Below are 26189 nucleotides of genomic sequence, written 5' to 3'. Positions count from 1 at the left end.
GCGGTCAGTGCGGGTGATGGGCCGCGGCTTCGGCCATCTGTTGCTGGTTTTCTTCCTTGCCCTCGCGAATGTGCTCCAGGCGCTCGGCAACCATCGCATCCTCCGGCAGCGTCTCGTGCTTCCAGGGGCGGCGGCCCTTCAGGACGCCCGATTCATGCACGATTTCTGCGACATATTCTTCCTGGCGGTAGGCCATGACGTGAATGCCGGAGACGCCTTCGATCTCCTTCACCTCGTTGATGATGTCGATGCAGAGCTGCTTGCCTTCCTTCTTCTGGTCCTGCGCGCCCTCAAGGCGGGTAATCACGCTGTCCGGAATATGGATGCCCGGCACGTTGGAGCGGATCCAGCGGGCGGTCTTGGCCGATGCCATCGGCCCGACGCCGACAAGGATATAGCACTTCTCGTGCAGACCGAGGTCGCGCACCTTCTTCATGTATTCGCGGAACATCGGCACGTCGAAGCAGTACTGGCTCTGCACGAACTGGGCGCCGGCCTCGATCTTCTTGGCCAGACGATAGGGGCGGAAATCGTAAGGCGGGGCAAAGGGGTTGATCGCGGCGCCGAGGAACACCTGCGGCGGCGTCGTCAGCTTGCGGCCGGAAAGGAACTTCGAGTTGTCACGCATGATGCGGACGGTTTCGAGCAGCGACATGCAGTCGAGGTCGAAGACGGGCTTGGCGCCTGGCTGGTCGCCGGCCTGCACGCCGTCGCCGGTCAGGCACATGATGTTCTGAACGCCCATGGCAGAGGCGCCGAGCACGTCGCCCTGGATGGCGATGCGGTTCTTGTCGCGGCAGGCGATCTGCATAATCGGGGCGTAGCCCATGCGGGTCAAAAGCGCGCAGATGCCGACCGAGGACATGTGGCAGTTGGCGCCGGAGGCATCGACCGCGTTGATGCCGTCGACCCAGCCGTCGAAGATCGCGGCGCGCTCGTAGACGTCCTGCGGGTTTGCACTGTCAGGCGGGTTGAGTTCGGCGGTGACGGCGAACTCGCCGCGGCGCAAAACCCGCTCAAGACGGCCGCGGGAGGAATGGCCGGGCAGGGGCTCGAGCGGCGCGCCGGGATCGAAGGGATTGATGTCGGGGCTCATGCCTGGCCTTCCTTGGATGCCGCTTCACGGCGCGCTGCGGCTTCCGCCGTCACGCGCAGCCAGGACGAGGTTTCGCGCAGCGACTGGTTGACCGGCTTCTGCACGTTCATGATGGCGTTGCCCTTCTCCATGTTCTGCGAGCCCTTCCAGGCCTGCACCCAGACGCAGGGCATGTCCGGCTCGACCTCGCAATTGCCGTTGGCGCGCACGCCGCCGCAGGGGCCGTTGCGCAGCTGCTTCGGACAGTTCATCGGGCAGGACATGCCGGTCGAGGACAGCGCGCACTGGCCGCACATGCGACAGTCGAAGAGGAAGCCTTTCACGTGGCGTTCGACGAAGGTGATGGGCCGCTCCACCCGGCCATAGCCGAGGGCGTTCCACAGCGGGTGAAGCAGCAGGAACAGATCGGCGAAGCGGTGGTAGAACCATTCGAGGAAGCGGGAGTTGCGGACCGCCCAGAGGCGGACCGTATATTTGTGGCGCGAGCGGCGGCTCGGCGAAACGCCAGACGGCGTAAACGCGCCGGTTGCGGCCTTGGCGGCCGGGGCGGCGTTGCCCTTCATGACCTTCGGCTCGCTCGGCGGTTTGGCGTCAGCCATTGTCGCGGCCTCCGGCTTTGACGAGGGCGACGAGGCGTTCGCGGTCATAGGCGGCTTCGAGCTCGGCGGCGGCCTGGTCGGCTTCCGTTTCCAGATCGTCGGAGACCGGCACCGGATCGGCCTTGCGCCATTCGGCGAGGTAGTCGTCGGTTTCAGCCGCACCGGTGCGCATGGCGCACATGTCGATCGCTTCGGTGAAGCGCAGCGACAGCTCGCGCTTCGCCGTCGTGCGGCCCTTCTTGATGATGACCTGGGCCGGAATGTCGCGCCAGTAGACGATAATGCGATCTGCCATGGGGTGTTGTTCTCCTCGTTCTGCGACAATGCGCATGTACCGGCGTCCGGGCTCATCTCGCCACGACGTCGGATATGTCCAAAAACGACGCTGGCGCGGATGCCATATCAGACGTCTTGGCGGTGATGCGCAAGTCGCAGTTGAGGCGCTTCTTGCAGCCAGGAACCATCGGCAAGGATTACCCGCAGTTTCAGGCTTTTAGCCGATGTCGGAAGGAGGTAAGGGCGGCTTGTCAGCCTACCAGATGCCGCGCTTCAGGCCGTTCCATATCCAGGTCCAGATCGGCGGATGATACCATTGCCGTGACGGGCCTGCGACATCGATGACCTGCAGCTTTCCGGCGAGCGCATCGCCGACGGCGGCAATCGCAATATCCGTGGAAGCCGCCGTCTGCAGCAGCGGATAGGTGTGCATCGTATCGTGAGGGGCAGGCTTCTGGCGCGACTGGTAGAGCACGCCGCCGGTATCGACGCCCGCATCGACCAGATGCACGGTCGCTCCGAAGTTTTCGAGGTCGTTGTTGGCCCGCGCCCAGTAACCGCCCATCAGGCCGCGATAGGCCGGGTTGATGCCGGCGTGGAAGTTGAGGGCCGGGCAGGGGATGGCGGCCAGCGTTTCGGCCTTCAGCATGCGGCAGCTGATGAGGAAGACGACATCGGGTTTGAGCGCGCGCACTTGGGCGATGGCGTCCGTGTCGTTGATGGAGGCGATGGACTTTACCGGGATCGACGGATCGGGTTTTCCCGAGACTTTGTAGGTCGCGAAGATCTCGTCCGCGCGCTTGCGGGTAAAACGCTTGCCGAAGCGCGAGGCGATCATGGTCGCAAGCTGCCCCAGCGCCGTCAGCCAGCCGAGCTTGCGTGCGCGGCGGCGCAGGAACAGGCCCTTCGATTCCGGCTGCTCCTCGACGACTGCAACGTCGGCGAAATGCGCGGAGAACGCGTTGATCATGATCCAGGGGTTCTCGCCGCCCGCGGTCACCACGACGACGCGGCCGGGGCGTCCGCCTGCGGCTTGATTTTGGCTGGCGATGTCGGTCATGGCGGCCCCGCGGATGAACAGGGCCGAGTTATGAAGGCTTGCCCGTTACCGCCGGCTTAACTGGTTCCAGTACCATTCGGCGACACCGCCACCGAGCACGACGAGGGCGACGGATTCGACCATCTTCACGTCATCCGAGAGGCTGCAGACCGCGCCGACGACCAGCGACAGCAGCAGCCCGGCGGCGCAGCCGATGGCGTAGGGCAGATAGTCGAGGATTTTCACTGGCGCCTCCCGTCCCAAGACGCAGCCGTCGCGCACTGAGATGTAACGCAGGGTAGCGCAGATATAGGGATTAGGAAGAGCTTATTTTTTCGTTGCAGGAGCGAGCGCTCACGTAAGCCGCTGCGCTTCGGTCAGCGTCGGTGGACGAGGCTAGCCGGAGTCCTTGCAAACCGGATTGCCCCTCACCCTAACCCTCTCCACGCAGGCGGGGAGAGGGGACGTGGCCCGATCTTAGTTTCGCCGAGCGGAGCCGCAGCGAGGCGGAAATCGTGGTGTTTATTGTTGGCGGAGTGGTGCCGCGAATTTCCTCCGCCCCGCTTGCGGGGAGAAAGGTGGCCGGCAGGCCGGATGAGGGGCTTTTCTCACGACGCTGCGGTAATCCGCCGGTGGATGCCGCCGAGACTTTCCCTGAATTTTTCGAAGGTGCCGTGCTCCGTCAACTCCCGCAGCACCTGCTCATTGATGCCGCCGCGTGTCGCGTAGTCCTGCGCCAGATGCGCGAAGCTCGCGTCCGGGGTCGTTTCCGGCGCCTGGCCGAGCGCGCCAAACAGGCTGGCGATATAGGCGCGGCCCTTGGCTTCGTCGACGCCGTTGTCCTTTAGCCAGCTATGGATCGTTTCCAGGTACTTGAAGTAGCTGGCATAGGTGGCGGTCGCCACACTTAGCGCATCGAATTCGCTCTCGCTTGTTACTTCGATCGCCGTGCCGAGCCGGCCGAAAAACGCCGCCATATCCGGATCCGGCGGGAAGATGATCGTCGGGCCCTGGCGGATCGCGATCATCGGCATCGGCAAGGCCTTGGTCACCCGCTTCACTTGGCCGACCATGGCGGCGATCTCGGCGCAGGAGAAGGTCGCGATCAGGCTGACGACATGGTGATCCGGGCGAAAGCGCAAGGTCGGCAGCACGTCGCGGGCGATTTGCGGCCGGACGCCGAGCATGACCGTGTCTGAGGCGTCGAGCACCGCCTGATTGTCGGCAGCGACAGTCACGTCAGGAAAGCGGGCGGCAGGGCCCGCAGCGATCTCTTCGTTGCGCGGCGAAAGGACGACGGTGGTGATCTCGCCGGGAAGCGTCTTGAGGCCGGTGACGATCGCCGAGGAGAGTGCGCCGGTGCCGATGAATCCAAGTTTCATGAAAGTTCTGTCGCCTGGTGATTTCAGAAGGTCCGTGAAACTGCCGGGTGTGGCATGCACGGGTACGGGTTTGGAATTCGCGGGATAATAATAGCAAAGGCGCCGGCGACAAGCGCTCGCCATGGCGTCGCCCACAGGAGAGCAGGACGCATTTCAACAGTGCGGTTGAGATTGCCACGCCCTTTCGGCCGCTGCGGGGCGTTGCCGCATAAGGCGGAGACCCCTGCTAGGCCAAGGGGTGTTGGTCGAAAGGCTGCTGCGTTTTGGCCCGGGACCTAGCGAAAGTCATCGGCGGTGAGGACATAGATCGTCCGGCGCCCCTTGGCATAGGCTGCCGTCGCGGCCTCGTGGATTGCGTTGCGCGCGGCATCGAAGGCCAGCAAGCAGGCTGCTTCGGTCGTCCGGGTGGGCGCGCCACGGGAGAGGGCGGCCGCCTCAACATAGAAGGGCACTTCGAACATGCCATCGTGGCCAAGGAAACGTACGGCCTTGCGCGCTTCATCGAAGCTTCGGCATGGGTTCGGAAAGGTCAGCGGCATGGTCGTAATCCTTTTGGCGGTAAGCCAGGCCGGCCAGAGACGGGCCGTCACAAGATCCGCCCGAAAAGGATCGTGGTCACGACGACGGCGACCGCCAGCGAAAGGGCGATCCAGGCAAGCAGGCCGCGGTAGTCGAATAGATAGATCTGAGCCGGTATGTGGTACTTCATGATCGCCTCCTGCAGCTGATCTGTTAGGAAGATGGTTTGGATCTAAAGGGCGTGTCTGGACTTGAAGGCCCGTTCGGCCAGGGCCATTCGCTCATCGGCGGGACGAATCAGTTCGAGATTGCCTTCATCGGTCACGCGCTCATGGCATTCGTCGCTGCTGCGTATGCGGTACTGGAGCGCATTGTCGCGGATGGGGAGCGTGGCGGTTATGCGGTAGGTGTCCCCGATGATCGACTCTCTGGTCAGCGCTCCCTTCGAGCGAACAAGCTGGCCGACCTGGAAGCGGTGAACCGGCGACTGGTCGCGGGGGCCGCGGATGATGCGTTTCGTAAAAGATAAAGCGTTCATAGTGGTCTCAGTCCTTTTAGGTGTGGGCAGGCACGGTCGGTCGGCTGCGATGAGCCGGTTATCGACCGATCAACCAAGGTTCGGGGAACGAACAGACGTTACAATGCGCGATGTGCTTCGAGGCGAAGCATGGACCAAGCACTGGATCCGAAGCTTGCGTGTCGTTCGAAAATTTAGGAGAATAGGTGCGGTTAGAAATTCTGATACCGCGAAAGCCACATCGGCCAAATTTACTTGGATATACTATTGCGCGTCGATTGAGTTTCAATTGAGGCGCGTGTGTCGGCCGGCGCAGATTTAAAGTGTTTTTGGCGCGACGCCGGTGTTTCTCCCGAGTTTCTCGCTGCTCGCGTGATAAAAGCCACGTGCCGATCGAGGATGTGTTAAGCTCGTCGCTTGGAACTGGAGACTGTCATGTCCGAGCCGAACAAACTCTACCAGAGCGAAATCATCACCCTGCACAAGGCGCCGCTGATCGGCACTCTCTGCCTGGAATGCGACGACGGCCAGATCGAGGTCGCGCTGAACCGAGTGGCTGCCGAGACCCTGCAGAAGGTTATTGCGCGCTTTCTTTCCCCAGCCGCGTGACACCCCCCAGCCGCGATGGCCTCATTCGATGAAGGAGAGGCGCGATGTCCTCCCGTTTGGTCTTCTCACTGTTTCTGGTCGCCCTGTCGGTTTTTCTTGTCTGGGCCTTCAGGCCACCTCAGGGCAATGCGAGCGATCGCCCCGCCATGCCGCATGTGGCTGAGCAAGGGCAGGCGGTAAACCCCGATTACGGACTGGGCTGATGACAACACTAAGGTACGGTCTCAAGGTCGAAGCCAACAATGTTTGGGCGGTTGTCGATGTCTTCACCGGGCAACCGGTTGTTGTTGACGGTTATCTGATGTCCAACTTGCCGCGCGACGAAGCGGATGATCTTCTCGATATTCTCAATCTCAAAGACCGCATACGCAGGGGCACGATCCAGCTTCCGCCCCGGCCGCCGGAAGATAGGGGTTAGATGGGTGGGCTGGAAACCCACGATGGTGGCTCAGCGGGGCACGCTGCCGGTCTTTCGATCAACTGCAGCCTGTCTGAATTGCTCATAAGGCGCCGGACGGGAAGGGGCCCTCGGAAACTCCGCGGCAGTGCCCGGCTCGGCCAGCGCCGCCTCCGGAGTGGCGTGGCTGTCGACGCCGCTTTCAAGTGCCGCAATCAGGAAGCGCGTGGCGGCAAGCCGTCCGCCCGGGTCTGCCGTCGCGGTCGTTCCGTAGTAGCCGGCAGCGGCGAGTACCTCGACCAGAAGGCTGAGGTCGTCGGAGTGAAGATAATGTTCTGGATTGCTGGAAGACATTGCGTCCTCCTTTGGTTGGGGCCTAGGCACGAAGGCCCGTAGGCGACGGCGCCCGCTTCAATCGCCGTCGATGAAGCACCCTGCACGCGTTGTCGCGCCAGCGCAACGAACTTCACTCAAGCACCGGGAGGTATGTTTTGGCCGAGCGCGCGTTTCGCTTCGTCGCCCGTCGCTGTGCTGCGCGCATCCATCGCATTCGCCAGATCGAGCCTGCGCGGGCCGACTTTTGCGAAGATGTCACGCGCTGCCAGCGGTGCCAAGTGATAGGCCAGAATGAACTCTTCGAGATCGTAGACCGCATCCCAGCCGTGAAGCAGTCTCTTTTTGTCGTTCGTGAAATTCTTGGTCATGGGACGCTCCCGCGTTCTGGCTCCGTGCTTGGCGCAAAGACGGCCAATTGTCAGGCGGCTGAGGAAGCGTCAGGGATGAGTTACGCCAGCTAAACGGGCTGGCGCGAACATGGTTTCAAATTAAGAGTTCAGACGGCGAAGAAGGGGACCTGGCAAGGGGCCCGGCAATGAGGGGGCCCGGGCGGAAGCCGGATCGTCGGCCTCTGACGGAACGTGATCACCGGCGATCAGGCGGACGACGTGCTGTTGCGGCCGGCAGGACTTCGCGGTCAGTCTGTGAGCTGGCAGAAAGCATGACCGGTCGCCATCGCCGAGCACAGCATGGTTCTCGGCGGCAACGGTGACCTTGGCAAAGTGCGCGGCAGCGACGCTATTTCAGGTAGGCGCGCACCACATCCACCAGTTCGGCCGCCGCTTCCTCCCGGTCCTTCTGCGACAGCTCGGCTGCGGCGACATGCATGTGGATATGGTCTTCGACCACTTCCGCCATCAGCCCGTTGACCGCGCCGCGGATGCCGGCGATCACCTGCATGACCTCGGCGCAGCCCTTCTCCTCCTCCAGCATCCGCTCGACCGCCTCCATCTGGCCGCGCAGGCGCCGGACCCTGTTGATGAGCTTCTGTTTCTCGCGGATGGTATGGGTCATCGCAAACTCCGGTTTCGGGCGCCGCCGCTATGCGGCCCGTGGTTCCACCTCCACGGTCACATGCGACAAATCGTGAATGGCGGCAAGCTTTTCGCGATAATAGGACGGTGCCCGCGGGTTGTCGGCGACGAGCGAGACGATTGCACCGTGGTGGCCAGGCCCGAGTTGCCAGACGTGCAGATCGACGATCTCGGCGTCTTCCCTGGCGACGATCTCGCCGATCTCGTCCGGCAGGTCTTCGCCATCGGGGATATAGTCGAGCAATGTCGCGCCGGTATCGCGAATGAGGCCGAAGGACCAGCGCGCAATGACAAGTGCGCCGACGACGCCCATGGCGGGATCGAGCCACAGCCAGCCATAGATTGCGCCGAGACCAAGGGCGACGATGGCGAGCACCGAGGTCAGCGCGTCGGCAAGGACGTGCAGATAGGCGGCGCGCAGGTTGCGATCCTGCCCACCATGGTGCCCATGGTGGTGGCCGTGATGATCGTGGTGATGATGGTCGTGATCGTCCTTCAAGAGCCAGGCGCAGACGAGATTGACGATGAGGCCGGCAACAGCGACGAGGATCGCCTCGCTGAAATCGATCGTCACCGGAGCGTTGAGGCGGCGCAGGCTCTCCCAGCCGATCAGAAGCGCGATCAGGGCCAGCACGATGGCGCTCGAAAAGCCGGCGAGGTCCCCGAGCTTTCCCGTGCCGAAGGTAAAGCGGCGATTGTTCGAATGCTTGCGTGCATAGAGATAGGCAAGCGCTGCGATCAGCATCGCGGCCGCATGGGTCGACATGTGCCAGCCATCGGCAACCAGCGCCATCGAGCCGAAGATCTGACCTGCTGCGATCTCGATCACCATCATCGTTGCGGTCACCGCGATGACAATCCAGGTCCGCCGCTCGTTACGCTCGTGATTGCCGCCGAGGAAGACGTGATCATGGCTGGCCGCGAGCACGCGCGCGTCGTCATGCGAATGCCCGTGGTGTCCGTGGTGGTGATGATGGTCGCGGTCGTGATTGCCCATGTCGATGCCTCCAATATTATATAGGGGGGTACCCTATATTGGATTCGACGTAAAGTCTCTGTTTCGGGTCTGCGATTTCAGCTTGATGATGTCGCTAATTCACGCCGTCAGCAGCGACGTCGTCAGATCGCCGTAACCGGTAAACCGATATTCGTATTCGAGCCCGAGCCGCTCGGCGGCCTTCCTCGCCTTCTCCTGCAAGCCTTCATCCTCCTGCTGCGAGAGATAGACGAGCTTGCGGTAGTGGCCGAAATACATGTCCCGGAGCTCCGGGTGCCGGTTGAGGCCGAGCGGTTCGATGACGAAGGCCTCGAACTGGCGGGCGAGAAAGTCGGTGAGGAAGAAGGCGGTGAGGTCGTCGTCCCAACGGCGGGCGAAATCATCGTTGCCGGCAAAGAAGGAGTAACAGTGCGGACCGGGGATACGCTCGACCTTTTCCTCCTCCAGAAGTCGGTCGAGCTGGCCGCCGGTGCCGCAGTCGGCATAGGCGACGAAGATGCGCTCGAAGCCTTCGGCGCGGGCCTTGGCAATGGCGTCGCGAATGCCCGGGGTGATCTTGTCGGGCGTGTTGTGCCAGATGGCGGGCAGACAGTTGAGGTCGATATGGCCAAGCCCGTTCGCCTCGCAGATCGCCAGGATTTCGCGGGCGATGGCGCCGCAACCGATCACGTGAACTTTTTCCGGTTGTGCACGTTCTATTGCGGGCGATACTTTTTCCATCTTGATTCCATGTGGCTATCAGCGGGAAGGACCCTGACCATGACAGTAAAGACCCTTGCAACCGTCGGCGCCGTTCTCGTCGCCCTTTCGACGCTTACCGCCTGCGGCAACACCATCCGCGGCATCGGACAGGATACCGCAAACACGGTCAACGCGACACAGTCGGCCGGCAAGAAGGTGGCAAACTCCGTCAACTAACCCGGCAAACCTGCCAGGCACGCTCGCCAGACATAGGAAAGCCGGCCGCGGATTTCACCCACGCGGCCGGCTTTGTCATTTCGGATTGTCCGAAGCTCAGCCGGCCAGGCGGTTGTGCTTGCGCTTCATGAAGTCCTTGGCGGTTTCGACCGCAATCGCCGCATCGCGGCAATAGGCATCGGCACCGACGGCCTTGCCGAATTCCTCGTTGAGCGGCGCACCGCCGACGAGAACGACGTAGTCGTCGCGCAGGCCCTTTTCCTTGAGCGTGTCGATGACGACCTTCATGTAGGGCATGGTGGTGGTCAGAAGCGCGGACATGCCGAGAATATCCGGCTGCTCGCGCTCGATCGCTTCGAGATAGTTTTCGACCGGGTTGTTGATGCCGAGGTCGACGACGTCGAAGCCCGCACCTTCCATCATCATGCCGACGAGGTTCTTGCCGATGTCGTGAATGTCGCCCTTGACGGTGCCGATCACCATCTTGCCGAGCTTCGGCGCGCCGGTTTCGGCGAGAAGCGGGCGCAGGATGGTCATGCCGGCCTTCATGGCGTTGGCCGAGAGCAGCACTTCCGGCACGAACAGGATGCCATCGCGGAAGTCGATGCCGACGATGCGCATGCCTTCGACCAGCGCCTGGGTCAGGACGTCGTAAGGCGTCCAGCCGCGCTTGAGCAGGATGTTGGTCCCGTCCTCGATTTCCTCCTTCAGGCCGTCATAGAGGTCGTCGTGCATCTGCTGCACGAGTTCTTCGTCGGAAAGGTCCTCGAGAATGATTTCATCGTCTGCCATATTGGGGTTCCTCGGTTCCTGGCACGGTCGCGCGAAATTTTCGGACGCGTCCATCAATCCATAGCGGTCGATGTCTAAAAATCTGTTTTCGAAAGCGACGTCGCATATGACAAAAAGCGACGGGAGGGCGGCTTCTTTTGCCGCCTGTATATTCTTAACAAAAACAATATATTCGCGCCACGCGGTTTTTGCGCCCTCTTGTCGCCGCTCGGCAGTGTTCGAGTTGCGCCACGCCTTGGCGCATTGAGACCCGCAAGGCCCCCGATGCTTGGTAGCATTAAGGTCAAATGATGCTTGAAGGCGCAAAAAGTGATGCGCGGGAGAGGAAAAGCGAATGAGCGACGTGACAGATCAGGGCGCGGTTGAAGGCGGCGGTCGCCGCGCACGCGGCGAGGGACGGGGAGCAGCAGCAAGGCGCGCATCGCGCACCGGCGGCGGCCCGGGGCCGTCTTTGCCCTATATCCAGCGCAAGATTCGCGAATATGAGGTGCTGGACGAGGAAGGCCTGCAACTGATCGAGCGCAATGCCGATACGATCCTCGAGGAAATCGGCATCGAGTTCCGTGACGACGCCGAGGCGCTCGAACTCTGGAAGCAGGCCGGCGCCGACGTGCGCGGCCAGCGCGTGCATTTCCCCAAGGGTCTCTGCCGCGAGCTTCTGAAAACGGCACCGTCCGAATTCACCTGGCATGCCCGCAATCCGGAGCGCAGCGCCCAGGTCGGCGGCAAGGCGACGATCTTCGCGCCGGTCTACGGCCCGCCCTTCGTGCGCGATCTGGAAGGCAATCGCCGCTATGCGACGATCGAGGATTTCCGCAACTTCGTGAAGCTCGCCTATATGGCGCCGTCGATGCACTCGTCCGGCGGCACGGTCTGCGAGCCGGTCGACATCCCCGTCAACAAGCGCCACCTCGATATGGTCTACAGCCATATCAAATATTCCGACAAACCCTTCATGGGCTCGGTGACGGCGCCGGAGCGGGCGGAAGACACGATTGCCATGGCGAAGATCGTCTTCGGCGACGACTTCGTCGAAAACAACTGCGTTACGCTGAACCTTATCAACGCCAACTCGCCGATGGTCTTCGACGAGACCATGGTGGGCGCGCTCAAGGTTTACGCCCGCCATAACCAGGCCTGCGTGCTGTCGCCGTTCATCCTGTCGGGCGCCATGAGTCCGGTGACGGTTGCCGGCACGCTGACGCAGATCCTTGCAGAGGTTCTCGCTGGCGCCTCCTTCACCCAGCTCATCCGCAAGGGCGCGCCGGTGCTCTTCGGCACGTTTGCCGCCTCGATCTCGATGCAGTCGGGCGCGCCGACCTTCGGCACGCCGGAGCCGTCGCTCGTCTCCTATGGCGCAGCCCAGCTCGCGCGTCGCCTGAAGCTTCCGTTCCGTACCGGTGGTTCGCTCTGCGGCTCCAAGGTTCCGGACGCGCAGGCAGCGCACGAATCGGCCAACACGCTGAACATGACGCTTCTTGCCGGCACCAACTTCGTGCTGCACGCTGCCGGCTGGCTCGAAGGCGGTCTGATCTCGTCCTACGAGAAGTTCATGATCGACCAGGACCAGCTCGGCATGATGCAGAAGATGGCCGAAGGCGTGGACCTCTCGGAAAACGCCCAGGCGCTGGACGCGATCCGCGAAGTCGGTCCGGGCAGCCACTATCTCGGCTGCGCGCATACCCAGGCCAACTTCCAGACGGCGTTCTACCGTTCGCCGCTCGCCGACAACAATTCCTTCGAACAGTGGGAAGTGGAAGGCGAAAAGCGCATCGAGCAACGCGCCAATGCCCTTTGCCGCAGTTGGCTGGAGCATTACGAGGCGCCTTACCTCGATCCCGAGATCGACGAAAAGCTGAAGGCGTTCATCGCCAGCCGCAAGGACTCGATGCCGGACGCTTTCACCTGAAAGGGTCCCGAGCGAGCCAGGGAGCAAGGCGGCGCGGCGCAGGTGGCCGACATGATCCAGAAGGAGGTCTGGCGCCCGCATTACGAACACCAGGGGCCGAAACCGAAATGACGGCGCCTTCCGCGACAGCGGACAAGACAATCGAAACGATCCGTGCGGCGCTGGCGCCGCACGGTCTTTTTTTGCGCGGAACCGTGAATTTCGCCTCCGGTGAGGTCGCACCGCTGCTCGTCGATGGCCGCCTTGCGGCAAGCGTGGTGCTGATTGGCAATATCGGCGGTTCGCTGTGGCAACCGTTCAGCGCGTGGCGGCAAGCCCGGTCGGATGGCGGCGGCGCCGATCCGCTCGACAATTGGTCGAAGGCCGTCATCAATCCGGTCGCCGGCGAGCAGGGGGCGACCCCCTTCTTTCCGTCGGATCCCCCGTGGCAGCCGTTCCAGCAGTGGGCGATGAGGGCCGAAGGCCTGAAACCGTCTCCGCTGGGCATTCTCATCCATTCGCGTTTCGGCCTGTGGCACGGCTACCGCGGCGCACTTGCTTTCGGTATCCCGCTTGGCGAGACGGGTGAAGCGAGCGCCAGCCACCCTTGCGACCACTGTCTCGAAAAGCCGTGCATCTCAGGCTGTCCGGCGTCGGCGCTTGCAGGGGAACGCTTCGATGTCGGGCGTTGTCGTGGCCATCTGCGCACGGACGCGGGCAGGGCCGGCTGCCTTGCGAATGGCTGTCTGTCGCGCGCTGCCTGTCCCATCGGGAGCCAATATCGCTACCCGCCCGAGCAGTTGCGCTTCCATATGTCTGCGCTTGAAGTGTGAGCGCCGGTCTCCACTCTGGCGCGCAAAGATGGTGCAAATCTCCAAAATGACTAAAATTGGAGGTGTCGTGGAAAGGTAATATTATCGAATTTATAACGATCTGGACGGCGTGGCGTTGGAGTCCATCGTATGAGAGGTAGCCCAGTCGTATCCGTGAGCAACTATCCTCCGCACCTGTCGCGCGAGGACGTGCAAGCGCAGATATCTCGGCTTGACAGTATTCACGCGGCCAACAGCCAGGTTTTGGGGGACGCTTTCAAGCGTCTGCTGGCGATCGGCGCCGGCCATGCGGCCGTCATCACCGCCTGCATTGCCGGCTTCGATGCGCTGGTGGACCGCTCGGTTCTCACCGGCGATCTTCTGCCCGATGCCATCGACATCCTCAGGAAATTTGCGCTTACCGTCAGCGCGCTCGGCCTGTTCCTCACGTTCTGGGCGATCGGCAACAATTACGGCGAGGTCCAGAAAGAAGCGAGGCGCCATGCGGTGAAGGTGGCAACGACGCTCAGAGAAAAGCGGCTGCTTTTGTCGCTGTCGCAGGATGTGCTGAACCGCGATCCCAAATCCTATCTGCTTGCAGGCGTCGGGGGCTTTGCCTGCCTTTGCGCGATCTTCGGCCTTGCAAGTCTCGCCGGCATCGCCGGTCTCGTCACCACCATGGCGGCGATCGTCGGCGGCTAGTCGCCAAGCGTATGATTTCGCCTGTGCCCGCGCCAGAATAAGCCGCAATCTCAGGCATGCTTGGCGGCTGATTCGATTGGACCTTTCGCCATGCCGCTTTTTCCAAAACCCTTTCTCGTCGGTGCCGTTCTTTCGGCCGGTCTTGCCGGGCCTGCGCTCGGCGCCTGCCGCGATGTCAGCCACCTTGGCCAGGACTATGTCGCCTGCAGCTTCGATCCGGCGACAACCGATATCCGCCTCTACAACAAGGATCAGGCGGGCGTGCCCTTCCGCTCCTTCCGGGCGCTGTCGCTCGAACTGCGCCATCGCGAAGAATATATGAGCTTCGCCATGAACGGCGGCATGTATCACGACGATCTGTCGCCGGTCGGCCTGCATATCGAGGAGGGGCGCGAGCAGGCGCCGCTCAACACCAATTCCGGCTGGGGCAATTTCCACCTTTTGCCGAACGGGGTGTTTTATGTCGACGACGGCAAAGCGGGGGTAATTGCGGCGGACGCCTATCGCGACGCCAGGCTCACGCCGCGATTTGCCACGCAATCCGGGCCGATGCTGGTCATCGACGGCAAGCTGCATCCGCGCTTTCTGCCCGACAGCACCAGCTACAAGACCCGCAACGGCGTCGGCGTGACGGCCGAGGGCGAGGTGGTTTTCGTCGTCTCGAAGCGCCCGGTGCGGTTCCACGATTTCGCGACGCTGTTTCGCGATACATTGGATTGCCCCAATGCGCTCTTCCTCGACGGCACGATTTCGAGCGTCTATGCGCCTGATATCAACCGCCACGATCGGCTGTTTCCGATGGGGCCGATCATCGCTGTCGTCGGAAAATTTCCACGCTGACTTTCCTTGGGCGCGGGATGCGGGCAGAAAACCGCACACTTTTCCTCCTCCCGCGAAAAAAAATGTGCCGCCCACCCAAGGAACGGGCAGCCTGCAACGTCTAAGGTTCAAATGAGGTGAGGGCGGGCACGGATTTGGACGCTGAACTCGTCGAAAAGGCGGTAACTGGAGACCGACAGGCTTTCGGCCAGCTGGTCGAGCGACACTATGATTTTGTCCATGCGGTCGCCTGGCGATGGTCCGGCAACGTCTCTGACGCAGAGGACATCGCCCAGGATGTCTGCCTGCGGCTGGGTGCCGCCATTCGCGGCTTTCGCGGCACCAGCCGGTTTCGCACCTGGCTCTATACGCTGACGCTGAACGCCGCGCGCGACCATAGGCGACGGCAGGTGCGCGATCACAGCCGCATGCAGGCCTATGCCAGCGAGCAGGCGACGGCAGCGCCCCCTCAGGATCCCGACGAAGAGCAGCGCGAGGCGCTCTGGGCCGCGGTCCGGGAACTGCCGGAAAAGCAGTGCGATGCGGTGCTGCTCGTTTATGCCGAAGGCTTGAGCCATGCGGCGGCCGCCGACGTGCTTGGCTGTTCGGAGGCAACCATATCCTGGCATGTGCATGAAGCGCGCAAGCGCCTGAAGACATTGCTCGGCAAGGAGGCAGTGTGACCATGAGCGACGATTTCGAAAAGCTTGGCCGGATGAGCCCGCCGAAGGCTTCTGCGGAAGCGCGCGCCCGTGCGCTCGCCTTGGCCATGCAGGCCTTCGACGAGCCGCAAGAAAATTCGAATGCCACCCAAGGATCGGTTCGCCCGGTTCGTCAAAGCTCCATCTTCAACCGGATATGGAGCCCCATCATGAACCGGAAACTGCTTGCAGGATCGGCACTGGCAACCCTTCTCGTCGTGCCCGCCGCCGCTTTCCTGACGTTCGAATTCACGCGTGACGGTGCGCCCTTCGGCGAGCCTGCGCAGGAGATCGCGCTGAAGGGTGAACTCACCAAGGAAGAGGCGCGGCAAAAGCCGGAGCCCCAGGTCGCCGCCAGGAAGGCGGCCGCCGACGAACGCGCGCGCCAGCAGGAAGCGAAAACCGTGGAGGCGCCCGCGACCGTCGAGGCCGAGAGCGAGGTTGCGGCCCCTGCCGCGCAGGCCGATGCGATGGCCAACAGTGTTGCGCGCGACAGCGTCGCTCCGCTCTCGGCCGTCGGCGGTGCCCAGCCGCAGATGACATACCTGCCGGCGCCCACGGTTCAGGATGAGATGCAGCCGGCACCCGTGGAAAACCGCGAGCGCTTCGGCAAGGCCGACGCCAATCCGGTGAAGAGCGTTGCGACCGATCCGGTCTCGACCTTCTCGGTCGACGTCGACACGGCATCCTATGCTTTCGTGCGCCGTTCGTTGATGGAAGGGCAGATGCCCGAGCGCGACGCCGTGCGGGTCGAGGAGATGGTCAACTACTTTCCCTATGACTGGCCGAGGCCGGCAAGCGCTGCCGAACCCTTCAAGGCGACGGTGACGCTGACGCCGACGCCGTGGAATGGCGGCACGCGGCTGATGCATGTGGCGATCAAGGGTTACGACGTCGTGCCGGCGGAAGCGCCGAAGGCGAACCTCGTCTTCCTGATCGACGTATCGGGCTCGATGGACGAGCCCGACAAGCTGCCGCTCTTGAAAGGCGCTTTCCGGCTGCTGGTCGAGAAGCTGAAGCCCGAGGATACGGTATCGATCGTCACCTACGCAGGCAACGCCGGAACCGTGCTGGAGCCGACGGCGGTCAAGGACAAGGCAAAGATCCTCGCTGCGATCGATACCTTGCAGCCCGGCGGCTCGACCGCCGGTGCGGAAGGCATCGACGCGGCCTACGGGCTTGCCGAGAAGGCCTTCGTCAAGGGCGGGGTCAACCGCATCATGCTGGCGACGGATGGTGACTTCAATGTCGGCCCGTCGAGCGACGAGGACCTGAAGCGGCTGATCGAGGAGAAGCGCAAAAGCGGCATCTTCCTCTCCGTGCTCGGCTTCGGCCGCGGCAATTATAACGACGCGCTGATGCAGACGATCGCCCAGAACGGCAACGGCACGGCCGCCTATATCGATACGCTGGCCGAGGCGCAGAAGATGCTGGTGGAGGAGGCGGGGTCCTCGCTCTTCCCGATCGCCAAGGACGTCAAGCTGCAGGTGGAGTTCAATCCGGCCGCGATCGCCGAATACCGGCTGATCGGCTACGAGACACGCGCCTTGAAGCGCGAGGACTTCAACAACGACAAGGTGGACGCCGGCGACATCGGTTCCGGTCACAGCGTGACGGCGATCTACGAGGTGACGCCGAAGGGCAGCCCAGCGGTGCTCAACGACGACCTGCGCTATGCAGAGGCGGAAAAGTCGGTGGCAGAGGTAAGCCCGAACAGCGGCGAACTTGCTTTCCTGAAAATCCGCTACAAGAAGCCGGACGGCGACAAGAGCGAGCTGATCACCACGCCGGTGACCGAGGCGAATGCGGTGCCGTCGCTCGCCGAGGCGTCCAATGACGTGCGCTTCTCGGTGGCAGTGGCGGCCTTCGGGCAGAAGCTTGCAGGCGTGACGGCGCTCGCTGACTATTCCTATGACGCAGTCATCGATCTCGCCGCAGCCGCCAAGGGCGCCGATCCGTTCGGCTATCGCAGCGAATTCGTCAATCTGGTGCGGCTCTCCAAGGGGCTCGGCGGTTCCGGCAAGTGATGTCGGGTGGGGGCAGCCCTCAACCGCGTGGTCAGGGTTTGCCCCTCATCCGCCTGCCGGCACCTTCTCTCCGTTATGACGGGGAGAGGGGAACAAGTGGCAACCGTTTCGCCCATCGTGAAGGCTGAGATTGTCGCTGACGTTGAGGCCTGGCACCGGAGGGTGCGCCTAGCGGCTCTCTCCCCGCCTGCGGGGAGAGATGTCCGGCAGGACAGTGAGGGGCACCCGTCACGCGCGAGCGTCGATCCCCTGTCGCCTCAAGCCTTCGGAAAGGCGCGTTCCAGCCCACCGGCTTTCGACAGGCCCGCCTTGAACGCCTGGTAGGCCGCATGCTGGCTGGAGCGTCCGGCTTCCATCAGGCGCATCTGCAGCCGCGCCGGTGCATGGCTGCCGAGCCACTGGCCGAGCTTTTCGAGTTTCAGCGAATTCAGGAACTTCGCCTCCGAGGCGATGTCGAGGTGGCGGTAGAGGCCGTCCATTAGGCGCTCGTCCTGCTCGGGGTTTTCCATCAGCAGGCGCAGGAAGGACTGGTCGGCTTCGCTGAAACTCCCGAACTTTTCGGCGACGGTGTCCCGGTCGGGAATGGAGGCTGGGCCGGCGTTCATGTCACTGTCTCCCGTCTGCGGCCGCGCGGTGCGTTCTGCGGGACGCAAGGGCGCGGTGTGGCACGTTGAACCGCTGCAAGCAGCGAATCTCTCTTTCATTGGGGATAGGCCAGCGGTCACGGGTGCGCAAGCGGTGGCGAATATGCAGGTGTTGAACATATAGTCTAATATTGACAAATGGTCCAAGTGTGGGCATATGCGAGCCATGACCATAGCACCCGCCTTCAACTCGATCCTTGCAACGCACGCGCCGACGGCGGCTGCGATCAGCGCGCTTCTTTATCCGCATGGGGAGGTTGTGCTGCACGATCTCCGAACCGGTACGATCGCGGGGATCTGGAACTGTTTCTCCGGTCGCGCGGTCGGCGAAGACTCGCTGATCGAAGAGGAATTTTCAGCCCTCGGCAGCACTGACGCAGTGCTTGGTCCCTATGAGAAGACCGGCGGGGATGGCCGGCGCTTCAAGTCGATCTCAGCCGTTCTGCGCGACGGGACGGGCGACGCGGTCGGCCTGCTTTGCATCAATCTCGACATGTCGATGATCGATCAGGCGGTGAAGCTGCTCTCGGCTTTCGCCGGCGCCGAGCAGCCGAAGCCGCAGGCGCTGTTTTCGCGCGACTGGCGCGAGGAGATCAACGCGACCCTGCATGGCTGGCTGAAGGAGCGGGGGCTGGCGCTCTCGGCGCTCAAGCGCGGCGATCGCGTGGCGCTGGTGGCAGCGCTCGACGAACGCGGCCTCTTCCAGACGCGCAACGCGGTCGATCACCTTGCCAGCCTCATCGGCGCCTCGCGCGCGTCGATCTACAACTATCTCGCTGCGGCCCGCGGCGAGGCGCCCTGATTGCTGCGCGCAATATTTCGGACAGAGACCGCTTCGCGGCTCTTCGGATTTGCCTGACCCATAACCGTTCGCGTGCTCCTCAGCCGCGAGAGGAGGAAATATCCATGACGACCTTGCCCGATTTCCGGCTCGAAACCCATTTCTCCCGCTGGGAGTTCAGCGCCCGCCACCATATGACCGCGAGCGACAGCCAGACGACCAGCATGAGCGATCTTCTGGCGCTTGCCGACGCGGAGGACCGCGCCGCCTGGGACAACATCACGCTCGGCTATACCGAGACCTATGGCGCACCGGCGCTGAGGGCAGCGATCGCTGCGACCTATGAAGGGCTGACGGCTGCCGATATCCTCTGCTTTGCCGGCGCGGAGGAGGGGCTTTATTGCGCCATGCTGGCGCTGCTCGGGCCGGCCGACCACGCGATCGTGACGGTGCCGAACTACCAGTCGATGGAGACCCTTCCGGTGACGATCGCCGGCGCGGTGACCGGCGTGCCGCTTCGCCCAGAGAACAATTGGCGGCTCGATATCGCCGACGTGCGTGCGGCGTTGAAACCCAACACGAAGCTGATCTGTGTGAATTTCCCCAACAATCCGACCGGCGCCATTGCCGACCAGGAAACCTTCGCGGCGCTCGCCAAGCTCTGCGCGGAGCGCGGCATTCATCTCTTCAGCGACGAGGTCTATCGCGGGCTGGAGCGTGACGCCTCGCTGCGCCTGCCGCAGGCGGCCGAACTTTTTGACCGTGGAATCTCGCTGAATGTCATGTCCAAGGCCTATGGCCTGCCGGGGCTGAGGATCGGCTGGATCGCCTGCCGCGACCATGCGCTTCTCGAACGCATGGAGAAGATGAAGCACTATCTGTCGATCTGCAATTCGCGGCCGTCGGAAGTGCTGGCGACAATCGCGCTCAAGGGGCGTGCCGTTATCCTCGATCGCAACCGGGCGCTCGTTGCCGCCAATCTCGAGAGGCTCGGCGCCTTCTTTGCGGAATTCCCGCATCTCTATGAGTGGCGGGCACCTGACGGGGGCTGCGTCGGCTTTGCCCGCTATCTCGGCGCCGATGGCGTCGAGAGCCATTGCCGGGGGCTGGTGGAGGAGGCTGGCGTGCTGCTCTTGCCGTCGAGCCTCTTCGTATCCGATCTGCTGCCGGTCGCCGCCGATCGCTTCCGCGTCGGTTTCGGCCGCAAGGATATCGAGGTCGGGCTCGATGCCTGGCGCCGGCATATTCGGCGATAGCCCCAGTGTCGCCATCTTCGGCCTGCTAGTTACCCGCAGGTCCCGCTCCCGGGCGTATGCCCCGGGAGCCTTGGAACGCACGCATGTGGATACGGACCGCGCGACAATGGTTCCATTGTCAAGATTGTGTTAACGAGCGGCCCCCGCCACCGAGTGTTTCCTCTGCTGATGCAATACAGACCCGAAATCGATGGACTGCGCGCGCTTGCCGTCGTCCCGGTCCTCCTGTTCCATGCCGATTTCGGCCTTGTCTCTGGCGGCTTTGCCGGCGTCGATGTCTTCTTCGTCATCAGCGGCTATCTCATTACCGCGATCATCCGCCGCGAGATCAGCGACGGGAACTTCAGCATCGCGCGCTTCTACGAGCGGCGTGCCCGTCGCCTTGCACCGGCGCTGCTCCTGGTCTGCGCCGTCTCTATTCCCTTCGCGCTGATGTGGATGCTGCCGGAGGAACTCAACAGCTTCGGCAAGAGCCTCTATGCGGTGAACCTGTTCGCCTCGAATTTCTTCTTCTGGGACCAGACCGGCTATTTCGCGCCGAGCACGGCGCTGCTGCCGCTGCTGCACACCTGGTCGCTGGCGGTCGAAGAACAGTTCTATCTGGTCTTCCCGCTTCTGCTTTTGCTGCTTCACCGCTTCTCGCGGGCAACGCTGTTGAAGGTGGTGGCGGCACTCGTGCTCCTGAGTTTTGCGGCGACCCAGGTCTTTGCGAACCTGGACCCGGCTGCGAATTTCTACCTGCTGCCAAGCCGGTTCTGGGAACTCGGCGTCGGTGCGCTGCTTGCGCTCGTCGGCGTCGAAAAGCTCGATCTTTCGAAAGGCAGCCGCGAGCTTCTGTCAGCCCTCGGTCTGCTGGCGATCGTCGCGAGTTATTTGTTCGTGGTGGAATCGGCCTTCTATCCCGGCTGGACGACCGTGCCGGTGGTGCTGGGGACCGCGCTGGTTCTCGCCTTCGGCCGCAGCGATACCGTCGTCGGCCGGCTGCTGTCGCTGAAGCCGCTGGTCGCGATCGGGCTCATCAGCTACAGCCTCTATCTCTGGCATCAGCCGGTCTTTGCCTTCGCGCGCTTGCGGTCGATCGAGGACATTCCGGCCGAAGGCTACGCGCTCCTGATCGCGCTCTGCTTCGTACTTGCCTATCTCAGCTGGCGTCTCGTCGAGCAGCCCTTCCGCAAGCCGGGCCGCTTCAGCCGTCGCGCGGTTTTTGGCGCCACGCTTGCGGCCGGATCGGCGGCGATCGCCTTCGGCTTCACGCTCGACGGTTCGGACGGTCTCGCCGCCCGGAACCGCGAACTTGCGCAGCTTTCGGAGCCGAGCGTCGGCCTCGGCAAGAAATGCGATGCCGTCGCCGACCTGCGCTGCGCCTCTAACCCGAAACCCGAGGTCGCGGTCTGGGGGGATTCCTTCGCCCGGCACCTCGTCGACGGCATTATCGCGTCGAAGCCGGACGTGCGACTAGTGCAGCTTGCCAAGAATAATTGCGGGCCGTTTTTGAACCTGTCGCCGATCATGCCGCGGCTCGGTCGCGACTGGTCCGACGATTGCGCCCGCTACAACGAAGAGGTCCGCCGTTTCCTGCTTGCCAACCGGTCGATCCGCTACGTCGTTCTGTCCTCGCAGCTCAGCCAGTACCTGAAGGAGGAGAAGGTGCTGGTCGATGGCCGCAGCGAGGTGACGACCGAGACGAAGCTTCTCATCGACGGCCTGCGGGCAACCTTTGCCTGGCTGCGCTCGAACGGCTTCGAACCCGTCTTCGTCGCGCCGACGCCGCATGACGGCCGCGATACCGGGCTCTGCGTTGCAAGAGCGCGTCTGCTCAGCCTGTCGGACCGGCACTGCGAGCCGGTGCTAAAGACCGTTCGCGAATATGACCGCGATGTCCTGAACGTGGTTGCGGATATCGCCGACGAGTATCCCGTCGTCAGCTTCATGGACTATCTCTGCGACGACGACAGCTGCAAAATCGAGGACAAGGGCGTCGCGCTCTTCGAGGACTTCGGGCACTTCTCCAAGGAAGGGTCCCGCCAGATGGGACGCGCCTTCGATTTCTACCGAGCTTTCATCGAGGCGGCGAAGGGCAGGCCCGTGGCTGAGCGGGCAACGGACGCCAAGGCCTTCGACAACGCCGCGCTTTAAGACAGCCGCCACATCGACGCATAAACAAAACGCCCCGGATCTTTCGATGCCGGGGCGTTTGCTTGTCGATTTGCCTTGCCTGGCTTGATCAGGCGCGGCGGCTGCGGCGCTCGCGGGCAGGCGCGGCCGCCGTTTCGTTGGCGGTCTTGTTGCGCAGCGGGCCGATCTTTTCGATGATCAGGTCGAGCGTCGGGCGTTCGCGGCGCACGTGTTCGTCGAGTGCGACGCGCATGGCGGCGAGGTGGCCGCAGGTGGTGCCGCAGCAGCCGCCGATGATCTTGGCGCCGGCATCGGCCGCAAGGCGCACATATTCGGCCATCAGCGGCGGCGTGCCGGAATAGTGGATCTCGGAGCCGCGGAATTCCGGAATGCCGCAATTGCCCTTGACGATCACGGTCGCCTCGGGTGCTGCCTCCGTCATGTCGAGCAGCGAGGAGAGAATGTCGGAAGCACCGACGCCGCAATTGGCGCCAACGGCGACCGGGCCGTCGCCGAACTCGGTGGCAACGCCATGGATGTCCTTCGGATGCAGCCCCATCATCGTCTTGCCGGCGGTATCGAACGAGCCGGTATAGACGTAGGGAAGGCCGACCTTGGCGGCCGCTTCGGCGGCCGCACGGATCTCGTCCGGCGAGGACATGGTCTCGATCCAGGCGACTTCGGCGCCGCCAGCCTTCAGGCCTTCGATCTGCTCGACGAAGGCGGCAACCGCATCTTCATAGGAAAGCGCGCCGAGCGGGATCAAGAGTTCGCCGGTCGGGCCGACGGAGCCGGCGGTGATGACCTTGCGCGATGCCTTGTCGGCAACCGCACGGGCGATCTCGGCGGCGCGCTTGTTCAGCGCATGCACGCGGTCGTCGGCCTGGTGCAGTTTCAGCCGGTGACGGGTGCCGCCAAAGGTGTTGGTGAGGATGATGTCGGCGCCGGCGTCGACGAAATCCTGGTGCAGCTTGGTGATGTTCTCCGGCTTCGTTTCGTTCCAGAGTTCCGGCGCTTCGCCTGCTTCGAGGCCCATGGCAAAGAGCGATGTGCCGGTGGCGCCGTCGGCGAGAAGAACGCCTCTTTCGGCGATGAGAGCGGAGAGGGCATTGGAGGCTGCGGTCATCGGTTTTTCCCGGCTAGAATAGATTGCAACAAGATATAAAGATATCTTTATGTCTTGGCAAGCGTTCAGCGACGGGAGGCTTCCGGTTCGGCGCGCATGCTCATGCGGCCGGCGAGCCCAAGGCCGAAGACGGCAAGTGCCGTCAGCAGCCACATCGGATCGGCGCGATTGAGGAAGAAGCTTTCGAGCATGGCGTTGTAGGTCATGAAGATCACCACCATGACGCAGAAATCGGCGAAGATGCGGCCCTGCGGTCGGCGATAGGCCCGTGCGTAGTCGAAGAGCGGTTTGACGAAAAGCAGGGTGGTCATGAGGATGCCGCCGGGCAGGCCGAACATCAGCACCGCGTCGAGATAGCTGTTGTGGCCGGTGACGATGCCGCGCACGTCCCAGCTCGCCTCGAAATTCGCCTCCATGCCCATGATCACGGGCGACAGCCAGAAACTCGCATAACCCTGGCCGAGCCAGGGGCGCTCGGCGATGCTGGCGCTCGCGAATTTCCAGATGTCGTCGCGGCCGGTGAAGGTCGCATCGTCGATCAGCCCCTTGGTGATCGAAAGCAGCGTGTCGGAATAGATGGTACCGAGCGTCAGGCCGAAGACCAGCACTGACATGGCGAGATGGGCAAGGATCATCAGCCCGGGGCTGCGCACCGCGCGGCCGGCAAAGACGAGGCCGATCGCGATCGGCAGGAATCCGATCGTCGTCTTCGATCCGGTGTGCAGCACGAAATTGGCCGCCAGCAGCGTGATCGCCCAGCCGCGAAGCGGCGCGCCGGCGCGCAGGCAATAAATGCCGAACATGCAGTGGATGGAAAAGACCGGCGCCGAGACGTTCTTGTGCAGGAGGTGGCCGCGCCAGAAACCGGCATGCCAGGGCTCGTCGCCGAAGACCGAATGGATGGCGCGGTCGGGTGCCACGAAGAGAGCGGCGTAGTCGATCAGGATCAGAAGCAGGATCGCATTGGCGCCGGCGTTGACGAAATCGCGCTCGCTCTTCGGCAGCACCAGCACGCCCGCCACCATGATCATGGCGACGAGGCTCAGCGTCAGGCCGCGGGCGGAGGCGGCCGGGTCATAGGACTGCAGGCAGGAGAGGTAGGCGATGGCGAAGATCGCGATCCAGGCCGGAGAGACGAGGCGGGCGAGCACCCGGCGGTCGACGGTGAGCAGCATGGCGAAGAGATAGACCGCGCCGAGCACCAGGTAGCCGACCTGGTTGATGATGTTGCCTTCGTTCGCCGCGTTCGGATCCGTCGTCACCGCGCCCTGAAACGGGATCAGCGTGAAGACGATGAGGAACAGACCAAGGCCCGAAAGCAGCGCGGCAAGGCCGTTGACGAGTTCCGCCAGCCCGGCATCGAACGCCTCCGGCACGCGCTGGCGCGCGGTGGAGGTGTCTGCCGTGGCTGTGTTCGGGTGCATGGCGGCTTAAAAAACGAATGACTGGGACGCGGTTCGGCATCGGTGATCATGACCCCGGGCGGTCCTGTCGTTCGGACAGGGCCGGCCTTGGGAGATCCGCACCTTGGCGCAATCAGGTTAAACCTCGGTGAAACGGTGGACGAGCCGCCCGGGCGGGATCGGCAGGCGCGGCATTACCGGTCCCGATATTTGCGCGCCGATTGCCGCAGGTGCTTGCCGCCCGGTCGCCATGCCCTTAAAAGGCTAGGGTATATTGGCCGTGTGGAAAACGCGGCCCTTGCCGTATTTCGCGGTCCGTCTTCCATAATTCGATCTCGATTTTCGTTCCGAGGTCGTTCGATAGCGTCGAAACGAGAAAACACGATATGCAGTCCCTTATCCGTATGGTCGCGTCCGCGGCGGTCTCCGTAAGCCTGCTGCTTGGCAGCGCATCCTTTGCCGCCGCCGGGCAGGCCCATTTTGTCGTCAACGCCGACACTGGCTCGATCCTTGAGGCCGACAATGCCGACGAGCTGAACTTCCCGGCGTCGCTGACGAAGATGATGACGATCTATCTCGCCTTCGAAGCGCTGCGCAGCGGCACCCTGCAATGGGACCAGAAGCTGACGGTTTCCGAGCACGCAAACAGCCTGGAGCCGTTCAAGCTTGCCGTCGGCGCCGGTCGCCAGATCACCGTGCGCGAAGCGGTCATGGGCATGGTCGTGCTTTCGGCCAATGACGCAGCCGTCGTTATCGGTGAGACGCTCGCCGGCAACGAGACCGCTTTTGGCCAGATGATGACCCGCAAGGCCAAGACGCTCGGCATGACCAGCACCGTCTTCAAGAACGCCAACGGCCTGCCGGACCCGGCCCAGGTGACGACGGCGCGCGACATGGCGACGCTCGGCCTCGCGCTGATGCGCGACTTTCCGCAGGAATTCCAGCTCTTCGCCAACAAGACGATCGAGTTTCGTGGCATGAAGCTGCGCGGTCACAACGGCGTGATGAAGCGCTACGAAGGCGTCGACGGCATCAAGACCGGCTACACCGACGCCTCCGGCTACAATCTCGTGACCTCGGCCAAGCGCGGCGACACCCGCCTCGTCGCCGTCGTCATGGGCGGCAAGACGGCGCAGTCGCGCGACGACGACATGATCGCGCTGCTCGACAAGTTCCTGCCGCCGAAGGAAGACGCAAGCGCTGCCAGCGTCACTGAACCGGCTGCTGCAGCGGCGACGACCACCACGAACTGATCTCTCCGACCACTTTCTGAGGTTTGCCCCTCACCCTAACCCTCTCCCCGCAGGCGGGGCGAGGGGACGAGGGCTGACGTTCGCCGTCCGTCGCTTGGCCGCCGCCAGAGGCGGCCATGATGAGGTCGGGAAAACGATAGGATGTCGTCGG

At 63.2% G+C, this 26189-nt stretch carries 32 protein-coding genes; 14 read left to right on the top strand and 18 right to left on the bottom strand.

From position 1 onward, the window contains the following. Positions 1–4 precede the first annotated feature (4 nt). The 9 genes from IB277_RS08965 to IB277_RS08930 all read right to left on the bottom strand — a co-directional run bounded on the left by IB277_RS08965 (position 5) and on the right by IB277_RS08930 (position 5449). Positions 5–1096 (bottom strand): methylenetetrahydrofolate reductase, encoded by a 1092-nt coding sequence (locus tag IB277_RS08965; RefSeq protein ID WP_034788174.1) that lies wholly within the window; start codon positions 1094–1096, stop codon positions 5–7. Next, positions 1093–1695, bottom strand: a complete 603-nt coding sequence (locus tag IB277_RS08960) for a methylenetetrahydrofolate reductase C-terminal domain-containing protein (RefSeq protein ID WP_110818619.1) — start codon at positions 1693–1695, stop codon at positions 1093–1095. Before IB277_RS08960 ends, IB277_RS08965 begins: the two co-directional genes overlap by 4 nt. Further along, the gene (locus tag IB277_RS08955) at positions 1688–1990 is read right to left on the bottom strand and encodes a virulence factor (protein WP_060520592.1); all 303 of its coding nucleotides are present in this window, start codon (positions 1988–1990) and stop codon (positions 1688–1690) included. The genes IB277_RS08960 and IB277_RS08955 overlap by 8 nt, the downstream gene beginning before the upstream one ends. Before the next feature lie 237 nt (positions 1991–2227). Beyond that, positions 2228–3031, bottom strand: a complete 804-nt coding sequence (locus IB277_RS08950; protein ID WP_089044214.1) for a formyl transferase — start codon at positions 3029–3031, stop codon at positions 2228–2230. A 45-nt stretch (positions 3032–3076) separates the two neighbouring features. Next, positions 3077–3256: a hypothetical protein gene (locus tag IB277_RS08945; protein ID WP_034788185.1), complete on the bottom strand. Its 180-nt coding sequence runs from the start codon at positions 3254–3256 to the stop codon at positions 3077–3079. Positions 3257–3618: 362 nt separating this feature from the next. After that, positions 3619–4392, bottom strand: coding sequence for a pyrroline-5-carboxylate reductase (locus tag IB277_RS08940; protein ID WP_192370952.1), 774 nt, complete (start codon positions 4390–4392; stop codon positions 3619–3621). Between the two features lie 275 nt (positions 4393–4667). Continuing rightward, entirely contained in the window at positions 4668–4931 is a 264-nt protein-coding gene (locus IB277_RS08935; protein ID WP_034788542.1) for a DUF1488 domain-containing protein, read from the bottom strand. Between the two features lie 47 nt (positions 4932–4978). Further along, entirely contained in the window at positions 4979–5101 is a 123-nt protein-coding gene (locus IB277_RS38625) for a hypothetical protein (RefSeq protein ID WP_034788190.1), read from the bottom strand. 42 nt (positions 5102–5143) lie between these two features. Then, positions 5144–5449, bottom strand: coding sequence for a hypothetical protein (locus IB277_RS08930; protein ID WP_060520594.1), 306 nt, complete (start codon positions 5447–5449; stop codon positions 5144–5146). Between the two features lie 414 nt (positions 5450–5863). Here IB277_RS08930 and IB277_RS08925 point away from each other — a divergent pair, with 414 nt between their 5' ends. From IB277_RS08925 to IB277_RS08915, 3 genes are read left to right on the top strand one after another with little or no spacing between them, the layout of a single operon-like run. Further along, the gene (locus IB277_RS08925) at positions 5864–6037 is read left to right on the top strand and encodes a hypothetical protein (protein ID WP_156400734.1); all 174 of its coding nucleotides are present in this window, start codon (positions 5864–5866) and stop codon (positions 6035–6037) included. Positions 6038–6081: 44 nt separating this feature from the next. Beyond that, entirely contained in the window at positions 6082–6240 is a 159-nt protein-coding gene (locus IB277_RS08920) for a hypothetical protein (RefSeq protein ID WP_156400735.1), read from the top strand. Continuing rightward, positions 6240–6455 carry a hypothetical protein gene (locus IB277_RS08915; protein ID WP_034788194.1) on the top strand — a complete coding sequence of 72 codons (216 nt, stop codon included), beginning with the start codon at positions 6240–6242 and terminating at the stop codon, positions 6453–6455. The genes IB277_RS08920 and IB277_RS08915 overlap by 1 nt, the downstream gene beginning before the upstream one ends. Positions 6456–6485: 30 nt before the next feature. Here IB277_RS08915 and IB277_RS08910 read toward each other — a convergent pair whose 3' ends face one another. The 5 genes from IB277_RS08910 to IB277_RS08890 form a co-directional block, all read right to left on the bottom strand. Next, positions 6486–6788: a hypothetical protein gene (locus IB277_RS08910; RefSeq protein ID WP_060520595.1), complete on the bottom strand. Its 303-nt coding sequence runs from the start codon at positions 6786–6788 to the stop codon at positions 6486–6488. Positions 6789–6904: 116 nt separating this feature from the next. Beyond that, positions 6905–7138: a hypothetical protein gene (locus tag IB277_RS08905; protein ID WP_060520596.1), complete on the bottom strand. Its 234-nt coding sequence runs from the start codon at positions 7136–7138 to the stop codon at positions 6905–6907. Positions 7139–7508: 370 nt separating this feature from the next. Then, a complete protein-coding gene (locus IB277_RS08900) occupies positions 7509–7784 on the bottom strand; it encodes a metal/formaldehyde-sensitive transcriptional repressor (protein ID WP_034788200.1) in 276 nt (91 codons plus the stop codon). A gap of 27 nt (positions 7785–7811) precedes the next feature. Then, positions 7812–8801 (bottom strand): CDF family Co(II)/Ni(II) efflux transporter DmeF, encoded by a 990-nt coding sequence (dmeF, locus tag IB277_RS08895; protein ID WP_192370951.1) that lies wholly within the window; start codon positions 8799–8801, stop codon positions 7812–7814. A 99-nt stretch (positions 8802–8900) separates the two neighbouring features. After that, a complete protein-coding gene (locus IB277_RS08890) occupies positions 8901–9521 on the bottom strand; it encodes a DUF1638 domain-containing protein (RefSeq protein WP_060520597.1) in 621 nt (206 codons plus the stop codon). Between the two features lie 39 nt (positions 9522–9560). Between IB277_RS08890 and IB277_RS08885 the strand changes: the two genes are divergently transcribed. Beyond that, a complete protein-coding gene (locus tag IB277_RS08885; RefSeq protein ID WP_034788206.1) occupies positions 9561–9719 on the top strand; it encodes a hypothetical protein in 159 nt (52 codons plus the stop codon). A 96-nt stretch (positions 9720–9815) separates the two neighbouring features. Here the strand turns inward: IB277_RS08885 and IB277_RS08880 are convergent, their stop codons facing one another. Next, complete coding sequence (locus IB277_RS08880; protein ID WP_034788208.1) at positions 9816–10511, bottom strand: B12-binding domain-containing protein; 696 nt, start codon at positions 10509–10511, stop codon at positions 9816–9818. Between the two features lie 334 nt (positions 10512–10845). On the opposite strand from IB277_RS08880, the gene IB277_RS08875 reads away from it, so the two are divergent. From IB277_RS08875 to IB277_RS08850, 6 genes are all read left to right on the top strand, one after another. Continuing rightward, complete coding sequence (locus tag IB277_RS08875) at positions 10846–12420, top strand: trimethylamine methyltransferase family protein (RefSeq protein WP_034788211.1); 1575 nt, start codon at positions 10846–10848, stop codon at positions 12418–12420. Positions 12421–12527: 107 nt separating this feature from the next. Further along, positions 12528–13232, top strand: a complete 705-nt coding sequence (locus tag IB277_RS08870; protein WP_134886576.1) for a 4Fe-4S dicluster domain-containing protein — start codon at positions 12528–12530, stop codon at positions 13230–13232. 129 nt (positions 13233–13361) lie between these two features. Further along, complete coding sequence (locus IB277_RS08865; protein WP_134886575.1) at positions 13362–13913, top strand: hypothetical protein; 552 nt, start codon at positions 13362–13364, stop codon at positions 13911–13913. A 90-nt stretch (positions 13914–14003) separates the two neighbouring features. Next, the gene (locus IB277_RS08860) at positions 14004–14753 is read left to right on the top strand and encodes a phosphodiester glycosidase family protein (protein ID WP_112976525.1); all 750 of its coding nucleotides are present in this window, start codon (positions 14004–14006) and stop codon (positions 14751–14753) included. 134 nt (positions 14754–14887) lie between these two features. After that, positions 14888–15415 carry an RNA polymerase sigma factor gene (locus IB277_RS08855; protein ID WP_192370950.1) on the top strand — a complete coding sequence of 176 codons (528 nt, stop codon included), beginning with the start codon at positions 14888–14890 and terminating at the stop codon, positions 15413–15415. A 2-nt stretch (positions 15416–15417) separates the two neighbouring features. After that, complete coding sequence (locus IB277_RS08850; RefSeq protein WP_210339593.1) at positions 15418–17460, top strand: VWA domain-containing protein; 2043 nt, start codon at positions 15418–15420, stop codon at positions 17458–17460. Positions 17461–17717: 257 nt separating this feature from the next. Here the strand turns inward: IB277_RS08850 and IB277_RS08845 are convergent, their stop codons facing one another. Continuing rightward, the gene (locus IB277_RS08845; RefSeq protein ID WP_110818615.1) at positions 17718–18065 is read right to left on the bottom strand and encodes a hypothetical protein; all 348 of its coding nucleotides are present in this window, start codon (positions 18063–18065) and stop codon (positions 17718–17720) included. Positions 18066–18270: 205 nt separating this feature from the next. On the opposite strand from IB277_RS08845, the gene IB277_RS08840 reads away from it, so the two are divergent. From IB277_RS08840 to IB277_RS08830, 3 genes are all read left to right on the top strand, one after another. After that, positions 18271–18906, top strand: coding sequence for a transcriptional regulator (locus tag IB277_RS08840; protein WP_090294015.1), 636 nt, complete (start codon positions 18271–18273; stop codon positions 18904–18906). Positions 18907–19010: 104 nt separating this feature from the next. Further along, on the top strand, positions 19011–20141 hold the full coding sequence (locus IB277_RS08835) for an aminotransferase class I/II-fold pyridoxal phosphate-dependent enzyme (protein ID WP_090294014.1): 1131 nt from the start codon (positions 19011–19013) through the stop codon (positions 20139–20141). A gap of 168 nt (positions 20142–20309) precedes the next feature. Further along, complete coding sequence (locus IB277_RS08830; protein WP_192370948.1) at positions 20310–22277, top strand: acyltransferase family protein; 1968 nt, start codon at positions 20310–20312, stop codon at positions 22275–22277. Between the two features lie 88 nt (positions 22278–22365). Here IB277_RS08830 and bmt read toward each other — a convergent pair whose 3' ends face one another. Beyond that, positions 22366–23382 carry a betaine--homocysteine S-methyltransferase gene (gene bmt, locus IB277_RS08825; protein WP_192370947.1) on the bottom strand — a complete coding sequence of 339 codons (1017 nt, stop codon included), beginning with the start codon at positions 23380–23382 and terminating at the stop codon, positions 22366–22368. Positions 23383–23447: 65 nt separating this feature from the next. Continuing rightward, positions 23448–24806 carry an O-antigen ligase gene (locus IB277_RS08820; protein ID WP_192370946.1) on the bottom strand — a complete coding sequence of 453 codons (1359 nt, stop codon included), beginning with the start codon at positions 24804–24806 and terminating at the stop codon, positions 23448–23450. Positions 24807–25171: 365 nt separating this feature from the next. Here IB277_RS08820 and IB277_RS08815 point away from each other — a divergent pair, with 365 nt between their 5' ends. Beyond that, entirely contained in the window at positions 25172–26038 is an 867-nt protein-coding gene (locus IB277_RS08815) for a D-alanyl-D-alanine carboxypeptidase family protein (protein ID WP_089044198.1), read from the top strand. Positions 26039–26189: the final 151 nt, after the last annotated feature.

The sequence above is a fragment of the Ensifer sp. ENS07 genome, assembly GCF_014852185.1.
GTDB lineage: Bacteria > Pseudomonadota > Alphaproteobacteria > Rhizobiales > Rhizobiaceae > Ensifer > Ensifer adhaerens.
Note: the sequence above shows the minus strand (reverse complement) of the source record. Positions and strands in the feature narration are given on the sequence as shown.

Excerpts from the sequence above, each read along its gene's own strand:
- IB277_RS08965 (WP_034788174.1), bottom strand. The coding sequence starts at position 1,096 with ATGAGCCCCGACATCAATCCCTTCGATCCCGGCGCGCCGCTCGAGCCC.
- IB277_RS08960 (WP_110818619.1), bottom strand. The coding sequence starts at position 1,695 with ATGGCTGACGCCAAACCGCCGAGCGAGCCGAAGGTCATGAAGGGCAAC.
- IB277_RS08955 (WP_060520592.1), bottom strand. The coding sequence starts at position 1,990 with ATGGCAGATCGCATTATCGTCTACTGGCGCGACATTCCGGCCCAGGTC.
- IB277_RS08950 (WP_089044214.1), bottom strand. The coding sequence starts at position 3,031 with ATGACCGACATCGCCAGCCAAAATCAAGCCGCAGGCGGACGCCCCGGC.
- IB277_RS08940 (WP_192370952.1), bottom strand. The coding sequence starts at position 4,392 with ATGAAACTTGGATTCATCGGCACCGGCGCACTCTCCTCGGCGATCGTC.
- IB277_RS08935 (WP_034788542.1), bottom strand. The coding sequence starts at position 4,931 with ATGCCGCTGACCTTTCCGAACCCATGCCGAAGCTTCGATGAAGCGCGC.
- IB277_RS38625 (WP_034788190.1), bottom strand. The coding sequence starts at position 5,101 with ATGAAGTACCACATACCGGCTCAGATCTATCTATTCGACTACCGCGGC.
- IB277_RS08930 (WP_060520594.1), bottom strand. The coding sequence starts at position 5,449 with ATGAACGCTTTATCTTTTACGAAACGCATCATCCGCGGCCCCCGCGAC.
- IB277_RS08925 (WP_156400734.1), top strand. The coding sequence starts at position 5,864 with ATGTCCGAGCCGAACAAACTCTACCAGAGCGAAATCATCACCCTGCAC.
- IB277_RS08920 (WP_156400735.1), top strand. The coding sequence starts at position 6,082 with ATGTCCTCCCGTTTGGTCTTCTCACTGTTTCTGGTCGCCCTGTCGGTT.
- IB277_RS08915 (WP_034788194.1), top strand. The coding sequence starts at position 6,240 with ATGACAACACTAAGGTACGGTCTCAAGGTCGAAGCCAACAATGTTTGG.
- IB277_RS08910 (WP_060520595.1), bottom strand. The coding sequence starts at position 6,788 with ATGTCTTCCAGCAATCCAGAACATTATCTTCACTCCGACGACCTCAGC.
- IB277_RS08905 (WP_060520596.1), bottom strand. The coding sequence starts at position 7,138 with ATGACCAAGAATTTCACGAACGACAAAAAGAGACTGCTTCACGGCTGG.
- IB277_RS08900 (WP_034788200.1), bottom strand. The coding sequence starts at position 7,784 with ATGACCCATACCATCCGCGAGAAACAGAAGCTCATCAACAGGGTCCGG.
- dmeF (WP_192370951.1), bottom strand. The coding sequence starts at position 8,801 with ATGGGCAATCACGACCGCGACCATCATCACCACCACGGACACCACGGG.
- IB277_RS08890 (WP_060520597.1), bottom strand. The coding sequence starts at position 9,521 with ATGGAAAAAGTATCGCCCGCAATAGAACGTGCACAACCGGAAAAAGTT.
- IB277_RS08885 (WP_034788206.1), top strand. The coding sequence starts at position 9,561 with ATGACAGTAAAGACCCTTGCAACCGTCGGCGCCGTTCTCGTCGCCCTT.
- IB277_RS08880 (WP_034788208.1), bottom strand. The coding sequence starts at position 10,511 with ATGGCAGACGATGAAATCATTCTCGAGGACCTTTCCGACGAAGAACTC.
- IB277_RS08875 (WP_034788211.1), top strand. The coding sequence starts at position 10,846 with ATGAGCGACGTGACAGATCAGGGCGCGGTTGAAGGCGGCGGTCGCCGC.
- IB277_RS08870 (WP_134886576.1), top strand. The coding sequence starts at position 12,528 with ATGACGGCGCCTTCCGCGACAGCGGACAAGACAATCGAAACGATCCGT.
- IB277_RS08865 (WP_134886575.1), top strand. The coding sequence starts at position 13,362 with ATGAGAGGTAGCCCAGTCGTATCCGTGAGCAACTATCCTCCGCACCTG.
- IB277_RS08860 (WP_112976525.1), top strand. The coding sequence starts at position 14,004 with ATGCCGCTTTTTCCAAAACCCTTTCTCGTCGGTGCCGTTCTTTCGGCC.
- IB277_RS08850 (WP_210339593.1), top strand. The coding sequence starts at position 15,418 with ATGAGCGACGATTTCGAAAAGCTTGGCCGGATGAGCCCGCCGAAGGCT.
- IB277_RS08845 (WP_110818615.1), bottom strand. The coding sequence starts at position 18,065 with ATGAACGCCGGCCCAGCCTCCATTCCCGACCGGGACACCGTCGCCGAA.
- IB277_RS08840 (WP_090294015.1), top strand. The coding sequence starts at position 18,271 with ATGACCATAGCACCCGCCTTCAACTCGATCCTTGCAACGCACGCGCCG.
- IB277_RS08835 (WP_090294014.1), top strand. The coding sequence starts at position 19,011 with ATGACGACCTTGCCCGATTTCCGGCTCGAAACCCATTTCTCCCGCTGG.
- IB277_RS08830 (WP_192370948.1), top strand. The coding sequence starts at position 20,310 with ATGCAATACAGACCCGAAATCGATGGACTGCGCGCGCTTGCCGTCGTC.
- bmt (WP_192370947.1), bottom strand. The coding sequence starts at position 23,382 with ATGACCGCAGCCTCCAATGCCCTCTCCGCTCTCATCGCCGAAAGAGGC.
- IB277_RS08820 (WP_192370946.1), bottom strand. The coding sequence starts at position 24,806 with ATGCACCCGAACACAGCCACGGCAGACACCTCCACCGCGCGCCAGCGC.
- IB277_RS08815 (WP_089044198.1), top strand. The coding sequence starts at position 25,172 with ATGCAGTCCCTTATCCGTATGGTCGCGTCCGCGGCGGTCTCCGTAAGC.